Source organism: Aeromonas sp. EERV15 (assembly GCF_900079845.1).
In the GTDB taxonomy this organism is placed as follows: Bacteria; Pseudomonadota; Gammaproteobacteria; order Enterobacterales; family Aeromonadaceae; genus Aeromonas; species Aeromonas sobria.
The window spans coordinates 56671-75229 of the sequence record NZ_FKKY02000019.1 but is presented as its reverse complement, the minus strand read 5'-3'; the positions used below and the strand labels follow the sequence as shown (position 1 = coordinate 75229).

Genomic DNA, 18559 nt, shown 5'->3' with positions numbered 1-18559 from the left:
CTCACAGTATAGAGATGCGCCAAACCTGCCAGAAATGAATTAAAATTATCGAATTCATGCCAAATAGGCATACTTAATCCCGTACCCGCCAACACGAGTCGAGAGAGTCCATGGATATTCGCGCCCTGCGCTATTTTGTCGAGCTGGTGCGAGAGCAGAGCTTTACCCGCGCCTCTGAAAAACTGTTTGTCACCCAGCCCACCATCAGCAAGATGATCCGCAATATCGAGGAGGAGCTGGGCCAGCCCCTGCTCAACCGGGAGGGGCGCCGCTTCACCCTGACCGACAGCGGCCAGGTACTGTTCAACCGGGCCCAGACCATTCTGGCGGAAATGCAGCAGCTGGAGGCCGAACTGGCGGATCTGCAGAGCCTGCAACACGGTCGCCTCACCCTCGGCATTCCCCCCATGGTCGGCCACGTCTATGCGGATCTGATCCGCGCCTATCGTACCCGCTATCCCAAGGTGGAGCTGACGCTGGTGGAGTACGGCGGTCGCCGCATCGAGCAGGCGGTGCTGGAAGGTGAGCTGGATCTGGCCATCACCATGCTGCCGACCAAAGAGGGGGGCGCCCTCAGCGCGCTGGAGCTGGATCAATACCCGATTAGGGTGGTACTGCCGGATCAACCCCGCTGGCGCGGCGATACGCCGCTGCGACTGGCATCCCTGCAGGAGGAGCCATTCTTGCTCTATACCCAAGCCTTCACCCTGAGCGAGCGACTGGAGCAGGCATGTCAGAACGCGGGCTTTGTGCCGCAGGTGGCAGCCCGCAGCAGTCAGTGGGATTTTCTCACCGCCATGGTGCGCAGCGGCATGGGGATCGCCTTTTTACCGGAGCCGGTCTGCAACCGGCTGACCCCGGACGGGCTGGTACTGCGGCCGCTGGAGCCCGAACTGAGCTGGCAACTCGGGGTGATCTGGCCGAGCGAGCGCTATCTGTCGCGCACCGCCGAAGCCTGGCTGGCCCTCTGCCGCCAGCGGCAGCAGCCTCATTGATCGCCGAAGCGATCGGTTTGCGGATTGTAGAAGTAGGGGCGGTAATCGAAGCTTATTCCCTTGAGAAAGGGGTTTTCCAGCCGAATGAGGCGTCGCTCTGGCAGCTTGGCAAAGGCGATGGCCGGGCCAAAGCTCTTGCGCCACAGCGCCTGGAGCGAGCCATCCTGCCACGCCAACTGCAACCCCTGCTCGACCCGCTTGAGCGCCTCGCGATTGTTGGGGTTGGTGTAGAAGACCCGCGGCAAGGGGTAGTAGAGCATCAGGGCATCATCGACCTTGAGCCCCTCAATCTCCTGATGAGTGAGCTGCTCGCTGCGCAGCTCGCTCACCCCTCGACAGAAGAGATCGAAACGGCCCCGCGCCACCATCTTGAACAGCAGCTCATATCCCTCGATATCCACCACTTCGAGCCCCGCGTGACGCAAGATATCCACATCCAGCCAGCCCCTGCCCTGACCGAAGGTAAACTGACGCAGCCCCTTGAGGTCGGTCACTCTGGCCACTGCCGCCTGTTGCTGCGGGCTGACAAAACAGATCCGGTAACTGACGATGCCCAGATGGATTGGGAAGCGGACATAGGCCAACCCCAACCGCTCGCGGGTCCGGCTGTAGCTGTCCATCACAAAGAAGTTGGGAAAACTATCGAGCTGCATGCTGAGCCGCTCGCGCGCCTTGGTCATGGGCGGCGCAGGCTCCAGCAGATAGTCACCAAACTGATCGCGGGTCTTGTCGAGGGCGAGGCGCAGCAACTCCCGGTCATAGGTGGTGCGCGGATCCCGCTCGCTCTCCGGGCTGACATAGGTGTAACGGGTTGCGGCCAGCAAAACAGAAGGGAACAATAAGAGGCAGAACAGCAGTCGCGACATGTTGGCCAAGCTCACACAACAAGGTCTATCCAGTATAGACCTGCCCGTATCCCCTTGAACACAGTACGATAATGGGAGGGATCAGAGCCCGAGCAGTAGCGTGGCTCTGCTCCTGACTCCTCTTACTGCTCGCCCATCTCACTCTTCACCGATAGGGGCGGCGATCCACTTCATCAGCGTCAGCATATCCTGCGGGGCCACCCCCACCGAGAGGCCGCGCTTGCCGCCGCTCACCAGGATCTCGTCAAACTGCAGGGCCGACTCATCGAGCACGGTGGGCAGCAGCTTCTTCTGAGCCAGCGGGCTGATGCCACCCACCTTGTAACCGGTCAGCTTCTCCGCTTCCGCCGGCTTCATCATCTCCACCTTCTTCAGACCGGTCGCCTTGGCCAGCTGCTTCAGGCTGCACATGCCGGATGAGGGAACGATGGCCACCACCGCCTGCTTGTCGTGATGGGCGACCAGGGTTTTGAACACCTGTGCCTCCGGCAGCCCGAGCTGGGTCGCGGCATGCTTGCCGAAATCGTCGTGGGCTTCGCACTCGTAGGGGTAGAGCTTGTGGGGAATTTTGAGCTTCTTCAGCAGGTTGATGGCAGGAGTCATGATGGATACCTTGAATCGAATCGCATAAAAACAAGGCCAAACAGTCTGCACCTGCATGGCGGGGGATGCAAGCCGGATAGAAAGGGGAAAGGTATATTGGTCACTGGCCTGTATTTAAAATGAGACCAAAACGTCTGAAAAATATCTGATAACAAAGCGAAATAAAAACGACTGCGTCGCATTAAAAATAATTCAGCCTGCTCAAGCAACACGTTCTGACCATATAATCGCAAGGGGATAACAAAGTATAAAAAGCTTACTCAACATAACCACATGAAAAGCCACAATATAGTTACTCAGCTGACACAACTATCAGCCCATTTTATTTTTAATCTGCTTGACCATTGCTATGCCACATCTGTAAATCTGGATGTGAAATAAATTTAAACAAATAGGACTGACATGACTAACCGAAAACAGAGTGGATTATATCGTAAAGATCCTTAAAAACGACCTATTTATGTCTTGAAGTTCACTCAAACATCTTGTGCTTGATCGCATTAATTATATGACGACCATACGACATTTTCTTTATGTAACCAGAAACCACCGTTGAAAAGACCAAAGGAGTTCATTATGAAAAAAAATATTGCCTTTGCAGCAACCCTGCTAGCCCTACTGTTTAACAGCACAGCCTATGCGAACAGTAACGCCTACCTCAAGGCTGGCACTCAAGAGCTCAATGTTCAGGGATTGGTCGATTTTGAAGCGGAAGATAGCTACGCGATAGACCTTAATACCAAGTATGGCTATTTCATAAAAGATAACTGGGAACTTGGCACAAATATCACAACTGATCTGAGTAAAAGCTATAAATCTGGTGGTATCGGCATATTTACAGAATACGACTTTACCAACAGCACCAATTTTGTACCATATGTGGGAGTTACCACAGAGCTGATCCGTGCAAACTATAATAAAACCAATCAGGATGACAGATTAAAAACCAAATCCTTTGATGCAACAGCAGTAAATTTCAAAACTGCACTTGGATTAAAATATTTCATTAGCAGTAATGTCGCACTTTCCGCAGAAGTTAACTACAACATCAGCACGGACAAAATAAAAGTATCAGGTGGCGATGCCAGAGACTCCTTTACCAAGTTTCTCATCGGCACCAGCTTTTACTTCTAGATATTCTGGCTAAACAGCCTTCCCAAAGTCGGTGCGAATAATTTACCGGACACGCAAGACATGCACCTGTCATCGCAGGAACTGAAAGCGACCAACGCTTTCAGTTTCATTGCTGATGTCACTTGTTAGCTCTCTCCCTCACGGGGTACCCAATGAATTTAATAAAGAAGAACCGGAAAGTCATGACACTGCTAAGCACCTCTGCGCTCGCCATCAGCCTGGGCAACTCTGTGGCCCAAGCGAACCAGCCCGGCCCCGTGGAACTGGTTGATGCCCTCAATAACACCTTTGGTCTACATAATGGCATGCGAGCCTCGCATGCCAAGGGATTATGTATTAAGGGCAGTTTTGAGCCAGGATCTGAACTTCGTCGCAGCACGCTTGCAACACTCTTTGCAGGTCCGCAGCTGGATGCTATTGGTCGGTTCTCGATCGGCGGCGGCAATCCTGCTGCGTCCGACAAAAGCCGCACAGTTCGTGGTATGTCTCTTCGTATCGGTGGTCAATACGATCTGGTGCTGATCTCCGAACCGGTCTTCTTTGCCGCTACACCAGAGTCTTTCGTCAGCTTCTTGCAAGCCCGCGTACCCGATCCACAAACCAAGAGACCTGACCCGGACAAGATCGCTGCCCACAATATCCGTTACCCCGATGGTAAAGCCCAGCCACAGTTACTTGCCCAACACCCCGCACCGGCATCCTATGCCACCACCCCCTATTTCTCGACCCATGCATTCCGTTTTGAACCGGCTCAGGGCAATGCTGAATGGATGCGTTTAAGCTTGCAGCCAGAGGCGGGGACCCACTATTTGGATACCGCGGCAGAGGCCAACCTACCGGACAGCTTCCTGACCGATGAGCTTGGCAATCGCCTGCTCTACGCCCCTGTTACCTTTCAGTTAATAGGGCAACTGCGTGGCCCTAAAGATAGCCTTATCGACTCGACTCAGATCTGGCAAAGTCGTGAGCAACGGATACTAGGGCGATTAAGTGTGACAGCCTTAGCTGACAGCTCGGTGTGTGACAGCATCACTTTCCTCCCAACGACACTGCCCCAAGGTATCGAGCCCGCAGACGATCCAATCCTCAAGGCGCGCGCCGCTGCCTATGCCATTTCCTTGGGGAAACGCCAAGAAAAATAAGCACCGCTTTTCTAATGAATCAGTCACGTTTGGCCCCACTCAGCGCAACTTCGACCAACCACACACAGGTTGTGTACTAACGAAGCCGGGCGGTTACCACAAAAAAATGGGGGGGGCTTCCCCCCCCCAAAAAAATCGGACATTACAAAAATAGACGCTACGCTCTGTTCAATCGGCTAACCAACAGCCACGATTTTTGCACTGAAGAAACAAGAATCAGACGGATTGTTATGCCAGCGAAACCATCTCATCTAACCGGATCATGAGTAGCGGCAAGCCATGAGGTCATATGTTCCTCCGACCTGCTTGACTGTGCGGACGATTACGGCTGGCGGCTAATCGCTCCTATGGCGGCATGACTCCGCTGAGCAACAAAAAACAAAGGGCGCCTTGTCGGCGCCCTTTGGCTTGATGGATATTGCTGAAACCTGCTGGCTTAGGCTGACTATCAACCGGTGTTGCGCATACCTGCTGCAATACCGGCGATGGTGACCATCAGCGCCTTGTCCAGCTCGGGGTGCAGGGTCTCCGATTGGTTACGGGAACGGTTGAGCAGCTCGGCCTGCAGCACGTTGAGCGGATCTGTGTAGGGGTTGCGCAGCTTGATGGACTCCTTGATCCACGGCTGATCCTCCAGCAGATCCCCGCGCGGGCTCAGTTTCAGCACTACTTCAATAGATTCGGCGAGCTCCTGACGCAGCTGTTTGCCAAGGCCCCACAGCTCCTGAGGCACCAGACGGGTGTCGTAGTACTCGGCGAGCCAGACGTCCGCTTTGAGGAACACCATCTCCAGCATCTCGAGGCGGGTGCGGAAGAAGGGCCACTTGGCGCTCATCTCTTCCAGCACCGCCAGCTTGCCGGCGTCGATGGCCTGTTGCAGCGCCTTGTGGGCACCGAGCCAAGCCGGCAGCATCAGGCGGTTCTGGGTCCAGGCGAAGATCCACGGAATGGCGCGCAGGCTCTCGACACCGCCGTTGGGTTTGCGCTTGGAGGGACGGGAACCGAGCGGCAGCTTGCCAAGCTCCATCTCCGGGGTGGCTGCACGGAAGTAAGGGACGAAGTCCGGATGACCGCGCACGATACTGCGGTAGTGATCGCAGGAGTCGGCGGCCAGCTGTTCCATCACCTCGCGCCAGCACTCTTTCGGCTTGGGCGGCGGCAAAAGGTTCCCTTCCAGCACGGCGCTGGTGTAGAGCTCCAGACTCTTGATCGCCACTTTCGGCAGGCCAAACTTGAAGCGGATCATCTCCCCCTGTTCGGTGGTACGCAGACCGCCGCGCAGGGATCCCGGCGGCTGGGAAAGGATCGCCTGATGGGCAGGCGCACCACCACGACCGACGGTACCGCCACGGCCATGGAACAGGGTGAGGCGGATATTGTTGGCTTCGGCCAGCCCCACCAGCGACTCCATGGCGGCGTACTGGGCCCAGCCAGCGGCCATCATGCCCGCATCCTTGGCAGAATCCGAGTAACCGATCATCACGTACTGACGGCCCTGAATGTAGCCGCGATACCAGTCCACCGAGAGCAGGCGCTCCATCACGGCGGTGCCTGCCATCAGGTCATCCTGAGTTTCAAACAGCGGGGCGACCGGCATGCGGAACGTGCAGCCTGCCTCCTTGAGCAGCAGTTGCACCGACAGCACATCGGACGGCGCACCGGCCATGGAGATGATGTAGATGCCAAACGCATCGGGGTCGTACTGGGCGATGACCCGGCAGGTATCCAGCGTCTCGCGTACCTCGGCGCTCGGCTCCCAGTCGAGGGGGATCAGCGGGCGGCGGGAGTTGAGCTCATTGAGCAGGAAGGCCTGCTTGTCATCTTCGCTCCACTCGGCATAGTCACCCATGCCCAGATAGCGGGTCAGCTCGGAGAAGACCAGCCCGTGGCGCTCGCCATCCTGACGGATATCGAGCTTGACCAGATGGATGCCGAAACAGGCGACCTTGCGCAGCACGTCCAGCAGCATGCCGTCGGCGATGTTGCCCATGCCGCAGGCGTGCAATGAGTGGTAGCAGAGCTCCAGCGGCTCGCGCAGCTGGGCGGTGGTTTTGACCAGATCCAGGCTCTCGCTCACCTGACCCTGCACCTTGGCGGTGAGGTGCTCCTTGGTTTCGCGCAGCGCTTCACGCAGCTCGCGCACCAGCGCACGGTAGGGCTCAGGGTGATCGCCAACCCGAGCGCGCACGGCGTCGGTACAGTCGGACATGGAGAGCTCGGAGGTGAGCTCCTTGATGTCTTTGTAGAACAGGCTCACCGCCATCCAGCGGCCCAGCTCCAGCACTTCGGCAGTCACCTTGGCGGTGACGAAGGGGTTGCCGTCACGGTCACCGCCCATCCAGGAGGTGAACTTGACCGGCGCGGCATCCAGCGGCAGCCGCACACCCAGATGGTGTTGCAGACGCTCGTCCAGATTGCGCATGAATTCGGGGATAGCAGGCCACAGGCTGTTCTCCACCACGGCGAAGCCCCACTTGGCCTCGTCGACCGGGGTCGGGCGCTGTTCGCGGATCTCGTTGGTGTGCCACGCCTGATTGATCAGCTGCTCGATGCGATTGAGGATCTTGTCCCGCTCGCGGGGCAGCAGGTCGGAAAGTTCCAGCGCCTCGAGGCAGTCGTTGAGCTGCACGTGCTTGTGGATCAGGGTGCGACGGGTCACCTCGGTGGGGTGAGCGGTCAGCACCAGATCGATATCCAGCTCGCGCACGGCCGCAATGATGGCCTCTTGCGACAGGTTGGAGGCTTTCAGTTTGTCGAACATCTGCTCCAGCGGATCCGGGGTGCAGACCTGCTCTTCGCAGCGACGGGAGATGGTGTGGAACTGTTCCGCCACGTTGGCCAGATTGAGGAACTGGCTGAAGGCGCGAGCCACCGGCAGCAGCTCGCTATCACTCAGGGTGCGCAGGGTATCGAGCAGACGTTCCCGGTCTGATTCATTGCCCTTGCGGGAGGACTTGGCCAATTGGCGAATGGTTTCGATCTTGTCGAGAAAGGCCTGACCCTGATGATCCTTGATGGATTTACCCAGCAGCTGACCCAGCATACCTACGTTGGCGCGTAGTGCGGCGTACTTTTCGTTCATTCCACATCCTTATCTTGTTGGTGCCTGACACCCATCCGGGGTGCAAGACGACCTCACTTATTGTTGTGCGATTACAACATATGCTCCGTCATCTTAGGGTGACAATCTACCCAGATTGTCTGCGCAAGGTCAAATAACAGGCCGATTCAGAACATGTATTTCCGTCACTACTCCACAACCGGCTTGTTATGTAACTTACTTACAGTTTTTACGCCCCTTTCATCGCCGCCGCTACAGGCAAAAACGTCTGATCAGGTGCTGCAACACTGAGGTGGTCGGCTTGACGAACGAGAGGTCGAGATACTCATCCGGCTGGTGCGCCTGGGTGATATGGCCGGGGCCCATGACGATGGTCTGGCAGCCAAGCTGCTGGATAAACGGCGCCTCGGTACAGTAGTTGACCGACTCGGCGGCGCGGCCGCTCGCCTTCTCCGCTTCGCGCACCAGCACAGAGTCGTCCGCGCAGGCGTAAGCAGGTATGGGCTCGTGCAGATGTTGCAGATGCAGGCAGCCCGGCTGGTGGATCTCGATGGGTGACAGCGCCTCTTTGAGCATCCCCATCAACTCGTCTGGCCCCACCTGCGGAGTGGGTCGCAGGTCGATATGCAGCTCGCAGCAGCCGCAGATGCGGTTCGGGCTGTCGCCGCCCTGAATGTAACCCAGGTTCAGGGTCGGCTGCGGCACGGCAAAGCGGTGGTCGGCGTAGCGATCTTTCAGATCCTGCTGCAAGCGCAGCACCTGCCCCATCGCCTTGTGCATGATCTCCATGGCGTTGACGCCATTGGCGGGATCCGAGCTGTGGCCGCTCTTGCCGGTAATGCGGATCGCCTCCGACATGTGCCCCTTGTGGGCCACCACCGGCACCAGCCCAGTCGGCTCGCCAATCACCGCGTAGTCGGGTTTCAGCTCGGCCGCCGCAGCGATGGCGCGCGCCCCCGCCATGGTGGTCTCTTCGTCGGCAGTCGCGAGAATGCGCAGCGGCTTGCTGAGCGTCTTGAGGTCAATCTCTTTCAGTGCCTCGACGATAAAGGCGAAGAAGCCCTTCATATCGATGGTGCCGAGACCATAGAGGCGGTTGCCCTCTTCGGTCACCTGGAAGGGATCCTTGCTCCAGCCACCCTCATCGAACGGCACCGTATCGGTGTGGCCCGCCAGCAGCAGACCGCCCTCCCCCTGGCCAATCGTCGCCACCAGATTGAATTTGCCCGGCAGATCAGGCAGCGCCGTCACCTCGCACTGAAAACCGAGCTGACCGAACCAGTCGGCCAGCAGCCGAATCACCCCCTCATTGCTCTGATCCCACTTGGGATCCGTGCTGCTGATAGAGGGAATCGCAATAATATTCTTATAAAGTGAAAAAAAATCCAGATTGGCCATCAGCTCCTCCTTGCGTCCCCGGAATGTTTCTGTTAGAAAATACAAATGCAAAGTGAGTGCATGAATATTCTGTAATTTTACCTGAATATCTGGCTCATCAACAAAGGCTTCTAGTTGTAAGGGAAAGTTAATGTTCTGTCACCTGATCTATAACCGACGACACACACCCGCCTGAATCGCCCCTCCGCACTTGTTTTATCAAGACGGTGCACCGGGGTGAATGAACCCCATGCACTGCAGCGCCATGCTGTGAATCTCGAACTCTGACTTGGAATATTCAACATGCTTAACACCGTTATCGTCGGTGCCAGTGGCTACGCGGGAGCCGAACTGGCCGCACTGGTACAGAACCACCCACAACTCAAACTGTTTGGCCTCTACGTCTCCGCCGGCAGCCAGGATGCCCACAAGCGCTTCTCTTCCCTGCATCCCCAGTGGGTTGGCGCCCTCGATCAGCCGCTGCTGCCGCTGGACGAGGATGGCATGACCCGGATCCTGACCCAGGCCGATCTGGTGCTGCTGGCCACCGCCCACGAGGTGAGCGCCGAGCTGGCGCCCAAGTTTCTCGCCAAGGGGCTGCCGGTGTTCGATCTCTCCGGCGCCTTCCGGGTCAAGGATCAGGGCTTTTACGACAGCTTCTACGGCTTCACCCACGACAGCGAACAGTGGCTGGATCAGGCCGCCTACGGTCTGGCGGAGTGGAACGCCGATGCCATCGCCAGCGCCCAGCTGATCGCCGTGCCCGGTTGCTACCCGACCGCATCGCTGTGCGCCCTCAAGCCGCTGCAGCAGGATGGCCTGATTGCCAAGGGGTGGCAGCCGATCATCAACGCCGTCTCCGGGGTTTCCGGCGCCGGGCGCAAGGCGGCCATCAACACCAGCTTCTGCGAAGTGAGCCTCAACCCTTACGGCACCTTCAATCACAGACACCAGCCGGAGATCAGCCACCACCTCGGCAAGGAGGTGCTGTTCCAGCCCCACCTTGGCAACTATGTGCGCGGCATTCTGGCCACCATCTATGTGCAGCTGGCGGACGGCGTCACCCCCACTCAGGTGGATCAGGCCTTCCTCAAGGCTTACGAAGGCAAGCCGCTGGTGCGCCTCACCGGCCAGATGCCCTCCATTCGCGGCGTCGCGGGCACCCCTTACTGCGATATCGCCTGGCAACAGCAAGGCAACATGCTGGTGGTGGTCTCTGCCATCGACAACCTGCTCAAGGGTGCCGCCTCGCAAGCCATGCAGTGCATAAATATCAAATTTGGATTTGAACCGGCCACCGGCCTGATTTAAGGACTTAAGGAAGGCTCTCGAACATGGACAAACAGACGTTGGTAATCACGTTGAGTTCGGTGCCCTTTCCGGTTGGACATAACAGCGCTATTACGCAGGCCAATGCCTGATTTAAGGAAGGATTGAGAGATATGGACAAACAGACTCTGGTAATCAAGCTGGGCGGCGCCCTTATCGAGAACGACGAGGCGCTGACCGCCCTGTTCGCCACCCTCAAAACCTTTCTCGACGATCAGCACCGTCCGCTGGTGCTGGTGCACGGCGGTGGCTGTCTGGTAGATGACCTGCTCAAGGGGCTGGGTCTCACCTCCACCAAGAAGAATGGCTTGCGGGTGACCCCGTTCGAGCAGATCCCCTTTATTGCCGGGGCGCTGGCGGGCACTGCCAACAAGCAGATGATGGCCAAGGCGATTGCCACCGGCATTCCGGCAGTGGGACTCTGTCTGGCGGATGGCGGCCTGTGTCAGGTGACCCAGCTCGACCCGGATCTCGGTGCGGTCGGCAAGTGCAAGCCGGGCAACCCGGCACTGGTGGCGGGGATCCTCGGTCAGGGCTTCCTGCCGGTGGTGAGCTCCATCGGCATCACCGCTGAGGGGCAGCTGATGAACGTCAACGCGGATCAGGCGGCCACCGCCATTGCCGAAGCCCTCGGTGCCGATCTGGTAATGCTCTCCGACGTGAGCGGCATCCTCGATGGCAAGGGCAAGCTGGTGCCCCAGCTCGACAAATCAACCGCCCTCGATTTGATGGAGAAAGGGGTGATCCGCGACGGCATGGCGGTCAAGGTAGAAGCGGCCCTGCACGCTGCAGAGACACTCGGCAAACCGGTCTGTGTCGCCAGCTGGCGCTACCCGGACCAGTTGCTCAAGCTGCTGGCAGGCGGCGCGGTCGGCACCCAAGTGGCTATTTGATCTCCACCGGAACAAGGAACATCCGATGCAACATCTTCTGAAAGACAGTGATCTGAACAAAGCCCAGATTGAAGCGCTGATTGCGCTGGGCAAAGCGGTCAAGGCCGACCCGAAGAAGTACAGCCAGGCACTGGCAGGCAAGAGCGTGGTCACCCTGTTCGAGAAACCCTCCCTGCGCACCCGGGTCACCTTCGACATCGGCATCGCCAGGCTGGGCGGCCACAGCGTCTATCTGGATCAGCAGAACGGCGCGCTGGGCAAGCGGGAGTCGGTGAAGGATTTCGCCGCCAACCTGTCGCGCTGGTGTGATGCCATTGTCGCCCGGGTGTTCGATCACCAGACCCTGGTCGAGCTGGCAAAGCACGGCACCGTGCCGGTAGTGAACAGCCTGTGCAACCTCTACCACCCCTGTCAGGGGCTGGCCGACTTTATGACCATTGCCGAGCACTACGACGACCTGTCGAAGGTGAAACTCGCCTACCTCGGTGATGGCAACAACGTCAGCCACTCTCTGCTGCTGCTGGGGGCGACTCTGGGCACCGATGTGACTCTCATCTGCCCTAAAGGCCACGGCCCGGATACCCAGATCTTCCTGCAGGCGCAGGCTCTGGCGGCTAAGTCAGGGGCGACCATCTACATCAGCGACGACGTGGCGGATATCGAAGGGTTCGACGTGGCCTACACCGATACCTGGGTCTCCATGGGCGACAGCACCCCGATGGAGCAGGTTACCGAGCTCTTTATGCCTTACCAGATCAATCAGGCCCTGCTCGACCGCACCGGCATTGCGCACGTGCTGCACTGCCAACCGGCTCACCGGGAGCTGGAGATCACCTCGCAGGTGATGGATGGCCCCGCCTCCCTCATCATGGACGAGGCCGAAAACCGGATGCATATCCAGAACGCCGTGTTGCTGACCCTGTTTGGACATAAATAGTCTGGGTGGCAAGTAACGCGGCACTCAACCTGAATCACGACCCTTTTATTGAATCATCATCGAATCATCACGGAGAGAAGTAACATGAGCGGAATCAACAAGATCGTACTGGCTTACTCGGGTGGACTGGATACCTCGGCCATCATTCCCTGGCTCAAAGAGCACTATGACGCCGAAATCATCGCCTTCGTCGCCGATGTCGGTCAGGAGCGCGACGATCTGGAAGGGATTGAGCAGAAGGCCATCGCCTCCGGCGCCACCAAGTGCATCGTCCAAGACCTGCGCGAAGAGTTCGTCAAAGAGTACGTCTACCCGACCCTGAAGACCGGCGCCGTCTACGAAGGCACCTATCTGCTGGGCACCTCCATGGCCCGCCCGATCATCGCCAAGGCGATGGTAGAAGCAGCACTGGCGGAAGGGGCCGATGCCATCTCCCACGGCTGTACCGGCAAGGGTAACGATCAGGTGCGTTTCGAAGGTGCGGTCGCCGCACTGGCGCCCCAGCTGAAAGTGATCGCCCCGTGGCGTCTGTGGGATATGCGCTCCCGGGAAGATCTGCTGACCTATCTGGAGACCCGCGGCATCCCCTGCAAGGCAACCTTGAAGAAGATCTACAGCCGCGATGCCAACGCCTGGCACATCTCCACCGAAGGTGGCGAGCTGGAGAGCACCTGGAACGAGCCCTCCGAAGCGGTCTGGCAGTGGACTGTGCCCGCCGAGCAGGCACCGGATCAACCGGAGTACGTCAAGCTGACCGTGGCGCAGGGTGAAGTGGTGGCCGTAGATGACCAGCCGCTGAGCCCGCACCAGATCCTGATGACCCTGAACGAGCGTGCTGGCAAGCACGGCGTAGGCCGCATCGACATCACCGAAAACCGGATGGTGGGGATGAAGTCCCGTGGTTGCTACGAGACCCCGGGCGGTACCGTGATGGTCGCCGCGCTGCGCGCCGTGGAAGAGCTGGTACTGGATCGCCCGACCCGCGCCTGGCGGGAAAAGCTGGGGGCCGAGTTCTCCCACTTGGTCTATGACGGTCGCTGGTTCACCCCGCTGTGCAAGGCGATCCTCGCCTCTGCCAACGCCATCGCCGAAGATCTCGACGGTGAAGTCATTCTGAAGATGTACAAGGGTCAGGTCACTGCGGTGCAGAAGAAGTCGCCGAACAGCCTCTACTCCGAAGACTTCGCCACCTTCGGTGCCGACGAAGTGTATGACCAGAGCCATGCCGAAGGCTTTATCCGTCTCTACACTCTGGCCAGCCGGATCCGCGCCATGAAGGAGCAGCATCAGGCCATCGGTGGCGACCACACCCACGGCTAAGCCTCGAGGGTTCAAGCCGCAGAAAACCGGTGAGGGGGCTTGGCCCCCTCACTTATAAGCGGCGACCTGATTCCCTCGTCTGTGAGCGGAGAAGGATAACCGATGAGCTGTGACAAGAGCGGCAGCACCCTGGCCGCTTCTGTGAGATAACAGGGGCGGCTTTCAATGAGGGGTGTGCTTTGCCCCCTTCTCCCGCTTACTTGAAAAACAAGGGGAGAAGGGTTGGGGATGAGGGGAATAGCCCTCACCCTAACCCTCTCCCAGAGGGAGAGGGAACCGATCGGGATTAGATGTAACAACAGCTGGCTAACCAGTTAGCGCTGACAGGTTATCCCACGTGGTTCGACAGAACAGCGTTTTGCTCCCTTCTCCCCTTGCGGGAGAAGGGCTGGGGATGAGGGGAATTGCCCTCACCCTAACCCTCTCCCAGAGGGAGAGGGAACCGATCGGGATTAGATGTAACAACAGCTGGCTAACCATTTAGCGCTGACAGGTTATCTCACGTGGTTCGACAGAACAGCATTCCGCTCCCTTCTCCCCTTGCGGGAGAAGGGCTGGGGATGAGGGGGATTGCCCTCACCCTAACCCTCTCCCAAAGGGAGAGGGAACCGGTTCGCAGTTACTTGATGTGACAGCAGCAACATCGATCGCTACCGCACTGTCATGCAGATAAACAGGGCACGATTTCAAGCTCGGGGGCCAGGGCGCCTACCGACAACGCATTCAAGGAGAGCAGTATGGCACTTTGGGGTGGACGCTTCAGTCAGGGAGCCGATAGCCGGTTCAAGCAGTTCAACGATTCACTGCGGTTCGATTACCGCTTGGCGGAGCAGGATATTCAGGGCTCCATGGCCTGGGCCAAAGCGCTGGTGAAAGTGGGCGTGTTGACCGAGGGCGAGCAGGCAAAGCTGCAACAGGCGATGGAGGTGCTGCTCGCCTCGGTGCAGCAGGATCCCCAGCAGATCCTCAACTCGGATGCCGAAGATATCCACTCCTGGGTCGAGAGTGCGCTTATCACCGCCGTCGGCGACCTTGGCAAAAAGCTGCACACCGGCCGCTCGCGCAACGATCAGGTCGCCACCGACCTGAAACTCTGGTGCAAGGCACAGGGCGAACTGCTGCTCGGCTCCATCACAGCACTGCAACAGGGGTTGGTCGCCTCCGCCCGAGCCAACCAGACCGCCGTGCTGCCCGGTTACACCCACCTGCAGCGGGCCCAGCCGGTCACCTTCGCCCACTGGGCACTGGCCTATGTGGAGATGCTGGAGCGGGATTACTCCCGTCTGCAGGATGCCCTCAAGCGGCTCGACACCAGCCCGCTCGGCTGCGGCGCGCTGGCGGGCACTGCCTATGCCATCGACCGCGAAGCGCTGGCACTGGACATGGGCTTTGGCAGTGCCACCCGCAACAGTCTGGATTCGGTCTCCGATCGGGATCACGTGGTGGAGCTGATGCACGTGGCGTCCCTCTCCATGACCCACTTGTCGCGCTTTGCCGAAGATCTGATCTTCTACAACACCGGCGAGGCGGGCTTTGTCGAGCTCTCCGACGCGGTCACTTCCGGCTCCTCCCTGATGCCGCAGAAGAAAAACCCCGATGCGCTGGAGCTGATCCGTGGCAAGACCGGCCGGGTGGTCGGCGCCCAGATGGGCATGCTGATGAGCCTCAAGGCGCTGCCGCTGGCCTACAACAAGGACATGCAGGAAGACAAGGAAGGGCTGTTCGATGCCCTCGACACCTGGCACGACTGCCTCGACATGGCGGCGCTGGTGCTGATCGACTTGAAGGTAAATGGCGAGCGCACCATGGCGGCGGCACAGGGTGGTTATGCCAACGCGACTGAGCTGGCGGACTATCTGGTTGCCAAGGGGATTGTGTTCCGCGAGGCGCACCATATCGTCGGCGAAGTTGTGGTTTATGCCATTGGCGCAAAGAAGCCGCTGGAAGATCTCTCGCTGCCCGAGTTCCAGCGCTTTAGCCCGGTGATTGGGGCAGACGTCTACCCCAATCTGGAACTGGAAGCGACCCTGGCCAAACGGGTCGCTAAAGGCGGCGTTGCCCGCGAGCAGGTAGAAGCAGCCCTCACTGCCGCCGAACAGTGGCTGGCAAAACGGGCGGGTTAAGTCAATCGGCTTGCCATTCGCATAAGAAAGCAAAACGGCAACCTCGGTTGCCGTTTTTTCACAGTTCATTATTCTGGGTAAATATCAATAATGTTACACTCTCGACAGAGTGAAATGTTGACCAGCGAAAAATAATGAGAGCATGATGATACTGAGCAATCAAGGACTGTCTTACGATATAATTGCGGAAGGCTTCGCTGAAATGAGAGATTCTTTTTATACGGAGGAAAAATACATTGATCTGTTAATAAATAATATTCATGCAGGTGCACATATTTTAGATGTCGGTTGTGGCTCCGGGTTTCCGATTGCTAACTATTTGGTTGAAAAAGGTTTTCAGGTCACAGGAATTGATGGTTCACGAGAACTGCTAAATATCGCCAAAAGAAAATGTCCGAAGATGCGTGGTATTTATGGCGATGTGCGCTTCACGCCATTCAATGAACATGTTGATGCTATTGTTGAATGGTGGTGTCTGTTTCACCTCCCTCAGAATGATCATGAACTCATGATTGCACGTTTTGAAAAGTGGTTAAAGCCGGGTGGGGTTGTTCAGTTCACAAGTGGTGACAGTGACTATCAAGGCACCGACAGTAATATGTTAAATCAAGAGCTGCATTTTTATAGCTTGGCTCCAGCAGCTTACGAAGCGCTACTTAAAAAATACGGTTTTAAACTTTTACTAAAAGAAAGTGACCAAGAACATCATCTGGTTTGGCTAGCGAAAAAGGCAACCTGAGATGGCTTATTTCAATAAGAAGACAAAACTCAGAGCACAGCAGAAGCTGGCTGGCTGGCTGGCTGGCTGGCTGGCTGGCTAAGCGAGCGGGTTAACCCACAGAAATTGCCACCGAAATAAAACGCAACATGACAATCATTGGTTGCCGTTTTTTATTGCTCACCGCCGTTCACGCACTGGCATTAAGCAATTTGCCAACCCCCTCCCCCTTGCCATTGGGCAGGGTCTGTTTAAAGGCGCCGAGCAGCTGATCGAGATTGAGTTCGCTGGTACCGAGGGAATCCTTGAGGGTATTGAGCTCGCTTTGCAGGGCATCGAGACGAGTACTCTGGGTGCCGTTGGCCAGCTGGCTACGTGCGCTATCGATGGCAGCAGGGAGGGATTGGCCGCCATTCTCCTGCCCCAGAGTCTGCATCAGCTCCCCCATAAAGTGGTTGATAGCAGCGCGGTTCTGCTCGCTGTCGGCATCCTTGATACCGAGTCGCTGGAACAGGCTCTGGACGGTCGGTGACAGGCGTTCCTCCTGCACGGTTTGCTGCGCCGCGGGCTGGGGTTTGCTACTGCTGCTGAGCAACTGGCTGCCCAGCTTGAGGGCGATAGAGGCAAGGGGAAGCAGGGTACTGATCATGATATCTCTCCGCGACGGCAGCCCTTGGTGGTGATGTGAGAAGGTGTGCATAAGCGGGGCCAGAACGATGAAAAAAACGCCAACCATAGCCAACTCATTGAGCCGTCGAGCGATTTGAATAGCTACCTCGTGCTTGGGCATGACCACTGCGGCTATCAGGAGGGAGCCGGGCGGCCAGCGGCTGCCGCTACGGATCAGCGCGGCAAAGGGACATTGCCGGAGCAAACCGGAAGCGATGGAATTTCCTTATCCTCCACTCCCACCATCCCCTCGATCACGCCATTTTTCATTCAAGAAACTTATGACCATTAAGATCATGTAAATTTTCTTATCTAATATGTTCGCGCATGATGGCTCTCAAACCGGATTTACCGCTGCCGCTATGCTGGCCGACAGCCGCTCTCCCCTTGCCTCTTTCGATTCTGGAGTCGTTATGTCCCTGATCACCCCCCATATCTCCCCCGAAGTCAGCCAACTGGCCCCCGGCTTTCGCGCCCTGAGCATCACGGTGCAGGCCGCGACCGTGGTTGACCCGAACGTGGGGGCGCGTGCCCTTGATGAAGCCTGCAGCGCTATGACGGCCGCCGATGTGCCGTGGGCAGAGGCGCACCTCAGCGCCTGGGGTGAGCTGTTCAGAAAGTTCGGCGCCAAGCCGCAGCGGACCCCCTGCTCCGCCGAGGCCCTGAGAAAACGGGTCGCCCGCGATGGCAACCTGCCCGCCATCGACCCCGTGGTCGATCTCTACAACGCCATCAGCCTTCGCTACGCCATACCGGTCGGGGGTGAAAACCTGCTTGCTTATGAAGGGCAACCGCGACTGGTAGTCGCCGATGGCAGCGAGCAGTTCGATACCATGAGAGGGGGCGAGCCCGCCCACGAACCAGTGGATCCCGGCGAAGTAGTCTGGCGGGATGACAAGGGGATCACCTGTCGGCGCTGGAACTGGCGGCAGGGTGTGCGTACCCGACTAAGTATCGATTCGGGCCAGATGTGGTTCATTCTGGAGAGCCTGCCCGAGATGCCGCTGGCAGCGCTGCATGAGGCGGGGGAAAAGCTGGTCGCCGGACTGCGGGATATGATGCCGGAGGCGGTGATCACGCAGTGCCTCATCGGCCATATTGAATAAACCGGAGACCAGACGAGTTTCGTCAGCAGATAAGGTAGGCCAGCAGATTGGCGACGCTCATGGTGGTTCCCTTGCTGCGCCCTGCAATGGTCAGCTCCCGTACCCGGCTCTCGGGTACGACCTGCAACGCCTTGAACAGCATGCCGAAATTGGTCTCGATAGCGAGCAACAGCTCGGCCTTGTTTTGCGGGCTCCCCACTCCTCTCCCCCGTTCAGGTTTGCTTGCGGCGCATCCGAGGCGATTGCCGCAGCCAAGGCAGCGCGCTAGGCTAGCCCTCTTCCATCC

General features: G+C 58.0%; 16 protein-coding genes. 10 read left to right on the top strand and 6 right to left on the bottom strand.

Features of this window, described 5'->3' with window-relative positions:
• Positions 1–110 precede the first annotated feature (110 nt).
• Positions 111–995: a LysR family transcriptional regulator gene (locus tag BN4575_RS16265; RefSeq protein ID WP_068978976.1), complete on the top strand. Its 885-nt coding sequence runs from the start codon at positions 111–113 to the stop codon at positions 993–995.
• On the opposite strand, the gene BN4575_RS16260 is transcribed toward BN4575_RS16265, so the two are convergent.
• Both BN4575_RS16260 and ybaK read right to left on the bottom strand, forming a co-directional pair.
• Complete coding sequence (locus BN4575_RS16260; RefSeq protein WP_068978975.1) at positions 989–1861, bottom strand: ABC transporter substrate-binding protein; 873 nt, start codon at positions 1859–1861, stop codon at positions 989–991. The two genes, BN4575_RS16265 and BN4575_RS16260, sit on opposite strands and share 7 nt — an antisense overlap.
• Positions 1862–1999: 138 nt before the next feature.
• Positions 2000–2464 carry a Cys-tRNA(Pro) deacylase gene (ybaK, locus tag BN4575_RS16255; protein WP_005336092.1) on the bottom strand — a complete coding sequence of 155 codons (465 nt, stop codon included), beginning with the start codon at positions 2462–2464 and terminating at the stop codon, positions 2000–2002.
• Positions 2465–3040: 576 nt separating this feature from the next.
• On the opposite strand from ybaK, the gene BN4575_RS16250 reads away from it, so the two are divergent.
• Positions 3041–3598, top strand: coding sequence for an outer membrane beta-barrel protein (locus tag BN4575_RS16250; protein WP_068978974.1), 558 nt, complete (start codon positions 3041–3043; stop codon positions 3596–3598).
• A gap of 182 nt (positions 3599–3780) precedes the next feature.
• Positions 3781–4740 carry a catalase family peroxidase gene (locus BN4575_RS16245; RefSeq protein WP_176716447.1) on the top strand — a complete coding sequence of 320 codons (960 nt, stop codon included), beginning with the start codon at positions 3781–3783 and terminating at the stop codon, positions 4738–4740.
• Between the two features lie 448 nt (positions 4741–5188).
• Here the strand turns inward: BN4575_RS16245 and ppc are convergent, their stop codons facing one another.
• Positions 5189–7822 (bottom strand): phosphoenolpyruvate carboxylase, encoded by a 2634-nt coding sequence (ppc, locus tag BN4575_RS16240; protein ID WP_068978972.1) that lies wholly within the window; start codon positions 7820–7822, stop codon positions 5189–5191.
• 231 nt (positions 7823–8053) lie between these two features.
• Positions 8054–9199 (bottom strand): acetylornithine deacetylase, encoded by a 1146-nt coding sequence (gene argE, locus BN4575_RS16235; protein ID WP_068978971.1) that lies wholly within the window; start codon positions 9197–9199, stop codon positions 8054–8056.
• Between the two features lie 282 nt (positions 9200–9481).
• On the opposite strand from argE, the gene argC reads away from it, so the two are divergent.
• The 6 genes from argC to BN4575_RS16205 all read left to right on the top strand — a co-directional run bounded on the left by argC (position 9482) and on the right by BN4575_RS16205 (position 16519).
• A complete protein-coding gene (gene argC / locus BN4575_RS16230; RefSeq protein ID WP_068978970.1) occupies positions 9482–10489 on the top strand; it encodes an N-acetyl-gamma-glutamyl-phosphate reductase in 1008 nt (335 codons plus the stop codon).
• A 131-nt stretch (positions 10490–10620) separates the two neighbouring features.
• Entirely contained in the window at positions 10621–11400 is a 780-nt protein-coding gene (gene argB, locus BN4575_RS16225) for an acetylglutamate kinase (protein WP_068978969.1), read from the top strand.
• A 25-nt stretch (positions 11401–11425) separates the two neighbouring features.
• Positions 11426–12337: an ornithine carbamoyltransferase gene (locus BN4575_RS16220; protein ID WP_068978968.1), complete on the top strand. Its 912-nt coding sequence runs from the start codon at positions 11426–11428 to the stop codon at positions 12335–12337.
• An 84-nt stretch (positions 12338–12421) separates the two neighbouring features.
• A complete protein-coding gene (locus BN4575_RS16215; protein WP_068978967.1) occupies positions 12422–13657 on the top strand; it encodes an argininosuccinate synthase in 1236 nt (411 codons plus the stop codon).
• Positions 13658–14394: 737 nt separating this feature from the next.
• Complete coding sequence (argH, locus tag BN4575_RS16210) at positions 14395–15780, top strand: argininosuccinate lyase (RefSeq protein WP_068978966.1); 1386 nt, start codon at positions 14395–14397, stop codon at positions 15778–15780.
• A 142-nt stretch (positions 15781–15922) separates the two neighbouring features.
• Positions 15923–16519 (top strand): class I SAM-dependent methyltransferase, encoded by a 597-nt coding sequence (locus tag BN4575_RS16205; protein WP_083221067.1) that lies wholly within the window; start codon positions 15923–15925, stop codon positions 16517–16519.
• A gap of 169 nt (positions 16520–16688) precedes the next feature.
• Here the strand turns inward: BN4575_RS16205 and BN4575_RS16200 are convergent, their stop codons facing one another.
• Positions 16689–17147 (bottom strand): hypothetical protein, encoded by a 459-nt coding sequence (locus BN4575_RS16200; protein WP_068979000.1) that lies wholly within the window; start codon positions 17145–17147, stop codon positions 16689–16691.
• A gap of 433 nt (positions 17148–17580) precedes the next feature.
• Between BN4575_RS16200 and BN4575_RS16195 the strand changes: the two genes are divergently transcribed.
• Positions 17581–18273 carry a B3/B4 domain-containing protein gene (locus BN4575_RS16195; RefSeq protein WP_068978964.1) on the top strand — a complete coding sequence of 231 codons (693 nt, stop codon included), beginning with the start codon at positions 17581–17583 and terminating at the stop codon, positions 18271–18273.
• 22 nt (positions 18274–18295) lie between these two features.
• Here BN4575_RS16195 and BN4575_RS21335 read toward each other — a convergent pair whose 3' ends face one another.
• Positions 18296–18472: a ClbS/DfsB family four-helix bundle protein gene (locus BN4575_RS21335; protein WP_256028992.1), complete on the bottom strand. Its 177-nt coding sequence runs from the start codon at positions 18470–18472 to the stop codon at positions 18296–18298.
• Positions 18473–18559 lie beyond the last annotated feature (87 nt).

Bases quoted from the DNA above. Each gene is read 5' to 3' on its own strand.
- BN4575_RS16265 (WP_068978976.1), top strand. From the start codon at position 111: ATGGATATTCGCGCCCTGCGCTATTTTGTCGAGCTGGTGCGAGAGCAG.
- BN4575_RS16260 (WP_068978975.1), bottom strand. From the start codon at position 1,861: ATGTCGCGACTGCTGTTCTGCCTCTTATTGTTCCCTTCTGTTTTGCTG.
- ybaK (WP_005336092.1), bottom strand. From the start codon at position 2,464: ATGACTCCTGCCATCAACCTGCTGAAGAAGCTCAAAATTCCCCACAAG.
- BN4575_RS16250 (WP_068978974.1), top strand. From the start codon at position 3,041: ATGAAAAAAAATATTGCCTTTGCAGCAACCCTGCTAGCCCTACTGTTT.
- BN4575_RS16245 (WP_176716447.1), top strand. From the start codon at position 3,781: ATGACACTGCTAAGCACCTCTGCGCTCGCCATCAGCCTGGGCAACTCT.
- ppc (WP_068978972.1), bottom strand. From the start codon at position 7,822: ATGAACGAAAAGTACGCCGCACTACGCGCCAACGTAGGTATGCTGGGT.
- argE (WP_068978971.1), bottom strand. From the start codon at position 9,199: ATGGCCAATCTGGATTTTTTTTCACTTTATAAGAATATTATTGCGATT.
- argC (WP_068978970.1), top strand. From the start codon at position 9,482: ATGCTTAACACCGTTATCGTCGGTGCCAGTGGCTACGCGGGAGCCGAA.
- argB (WP_068978969.1), top strand. From the start codon at position 10,621: ATGGACAAACAGACTCTGGTAATCAAGCTGGGCGGCGCCCTTATCGAG.
- BN4575_RS16220 (WP_068978968.1), top strand. From the start codon at position 11,426: ATGCAACATCTTCTGAAAGACAGTGATCTGAACAAAGCCCAGATTGAA.
- BN4575_RS16215 (WP_068978967.1), top strand. From the start codon at position 12,422: ATGAGCGGAATCAACAAGATCGTACTGGCTTACTCGGGTGGACTGGAT.
- argH (WP_068978966.1), top strand. From the start codon at position 14,395: ATGGCACTTTGGGGTGGACGCTTCAGTCAGGGAGCCGATAGCCGGTTC.
- BN4575_RS16205 (WP_083221067.1), top strand. From the start codon at position 15,923: ATGATGATACTGAGCAATCAAGGACTGTCTTACGATATAATTGCGGAA.
- BN4575_RS16200 (WP_068979000.1), bottom strand. From the start codon at position 17,147: ATGATCAGTACCCTGCTTCCCCTTGCCTCTATCGCCCTCAAGCTGGGC.
- BN4575_RS16195 (WP_068978964.1), top strand. From the start codon at position 17,581: ATGTCCCTGATCACCCCCCATATCTCCCCCGAAGTCAGCCAACTGGCC.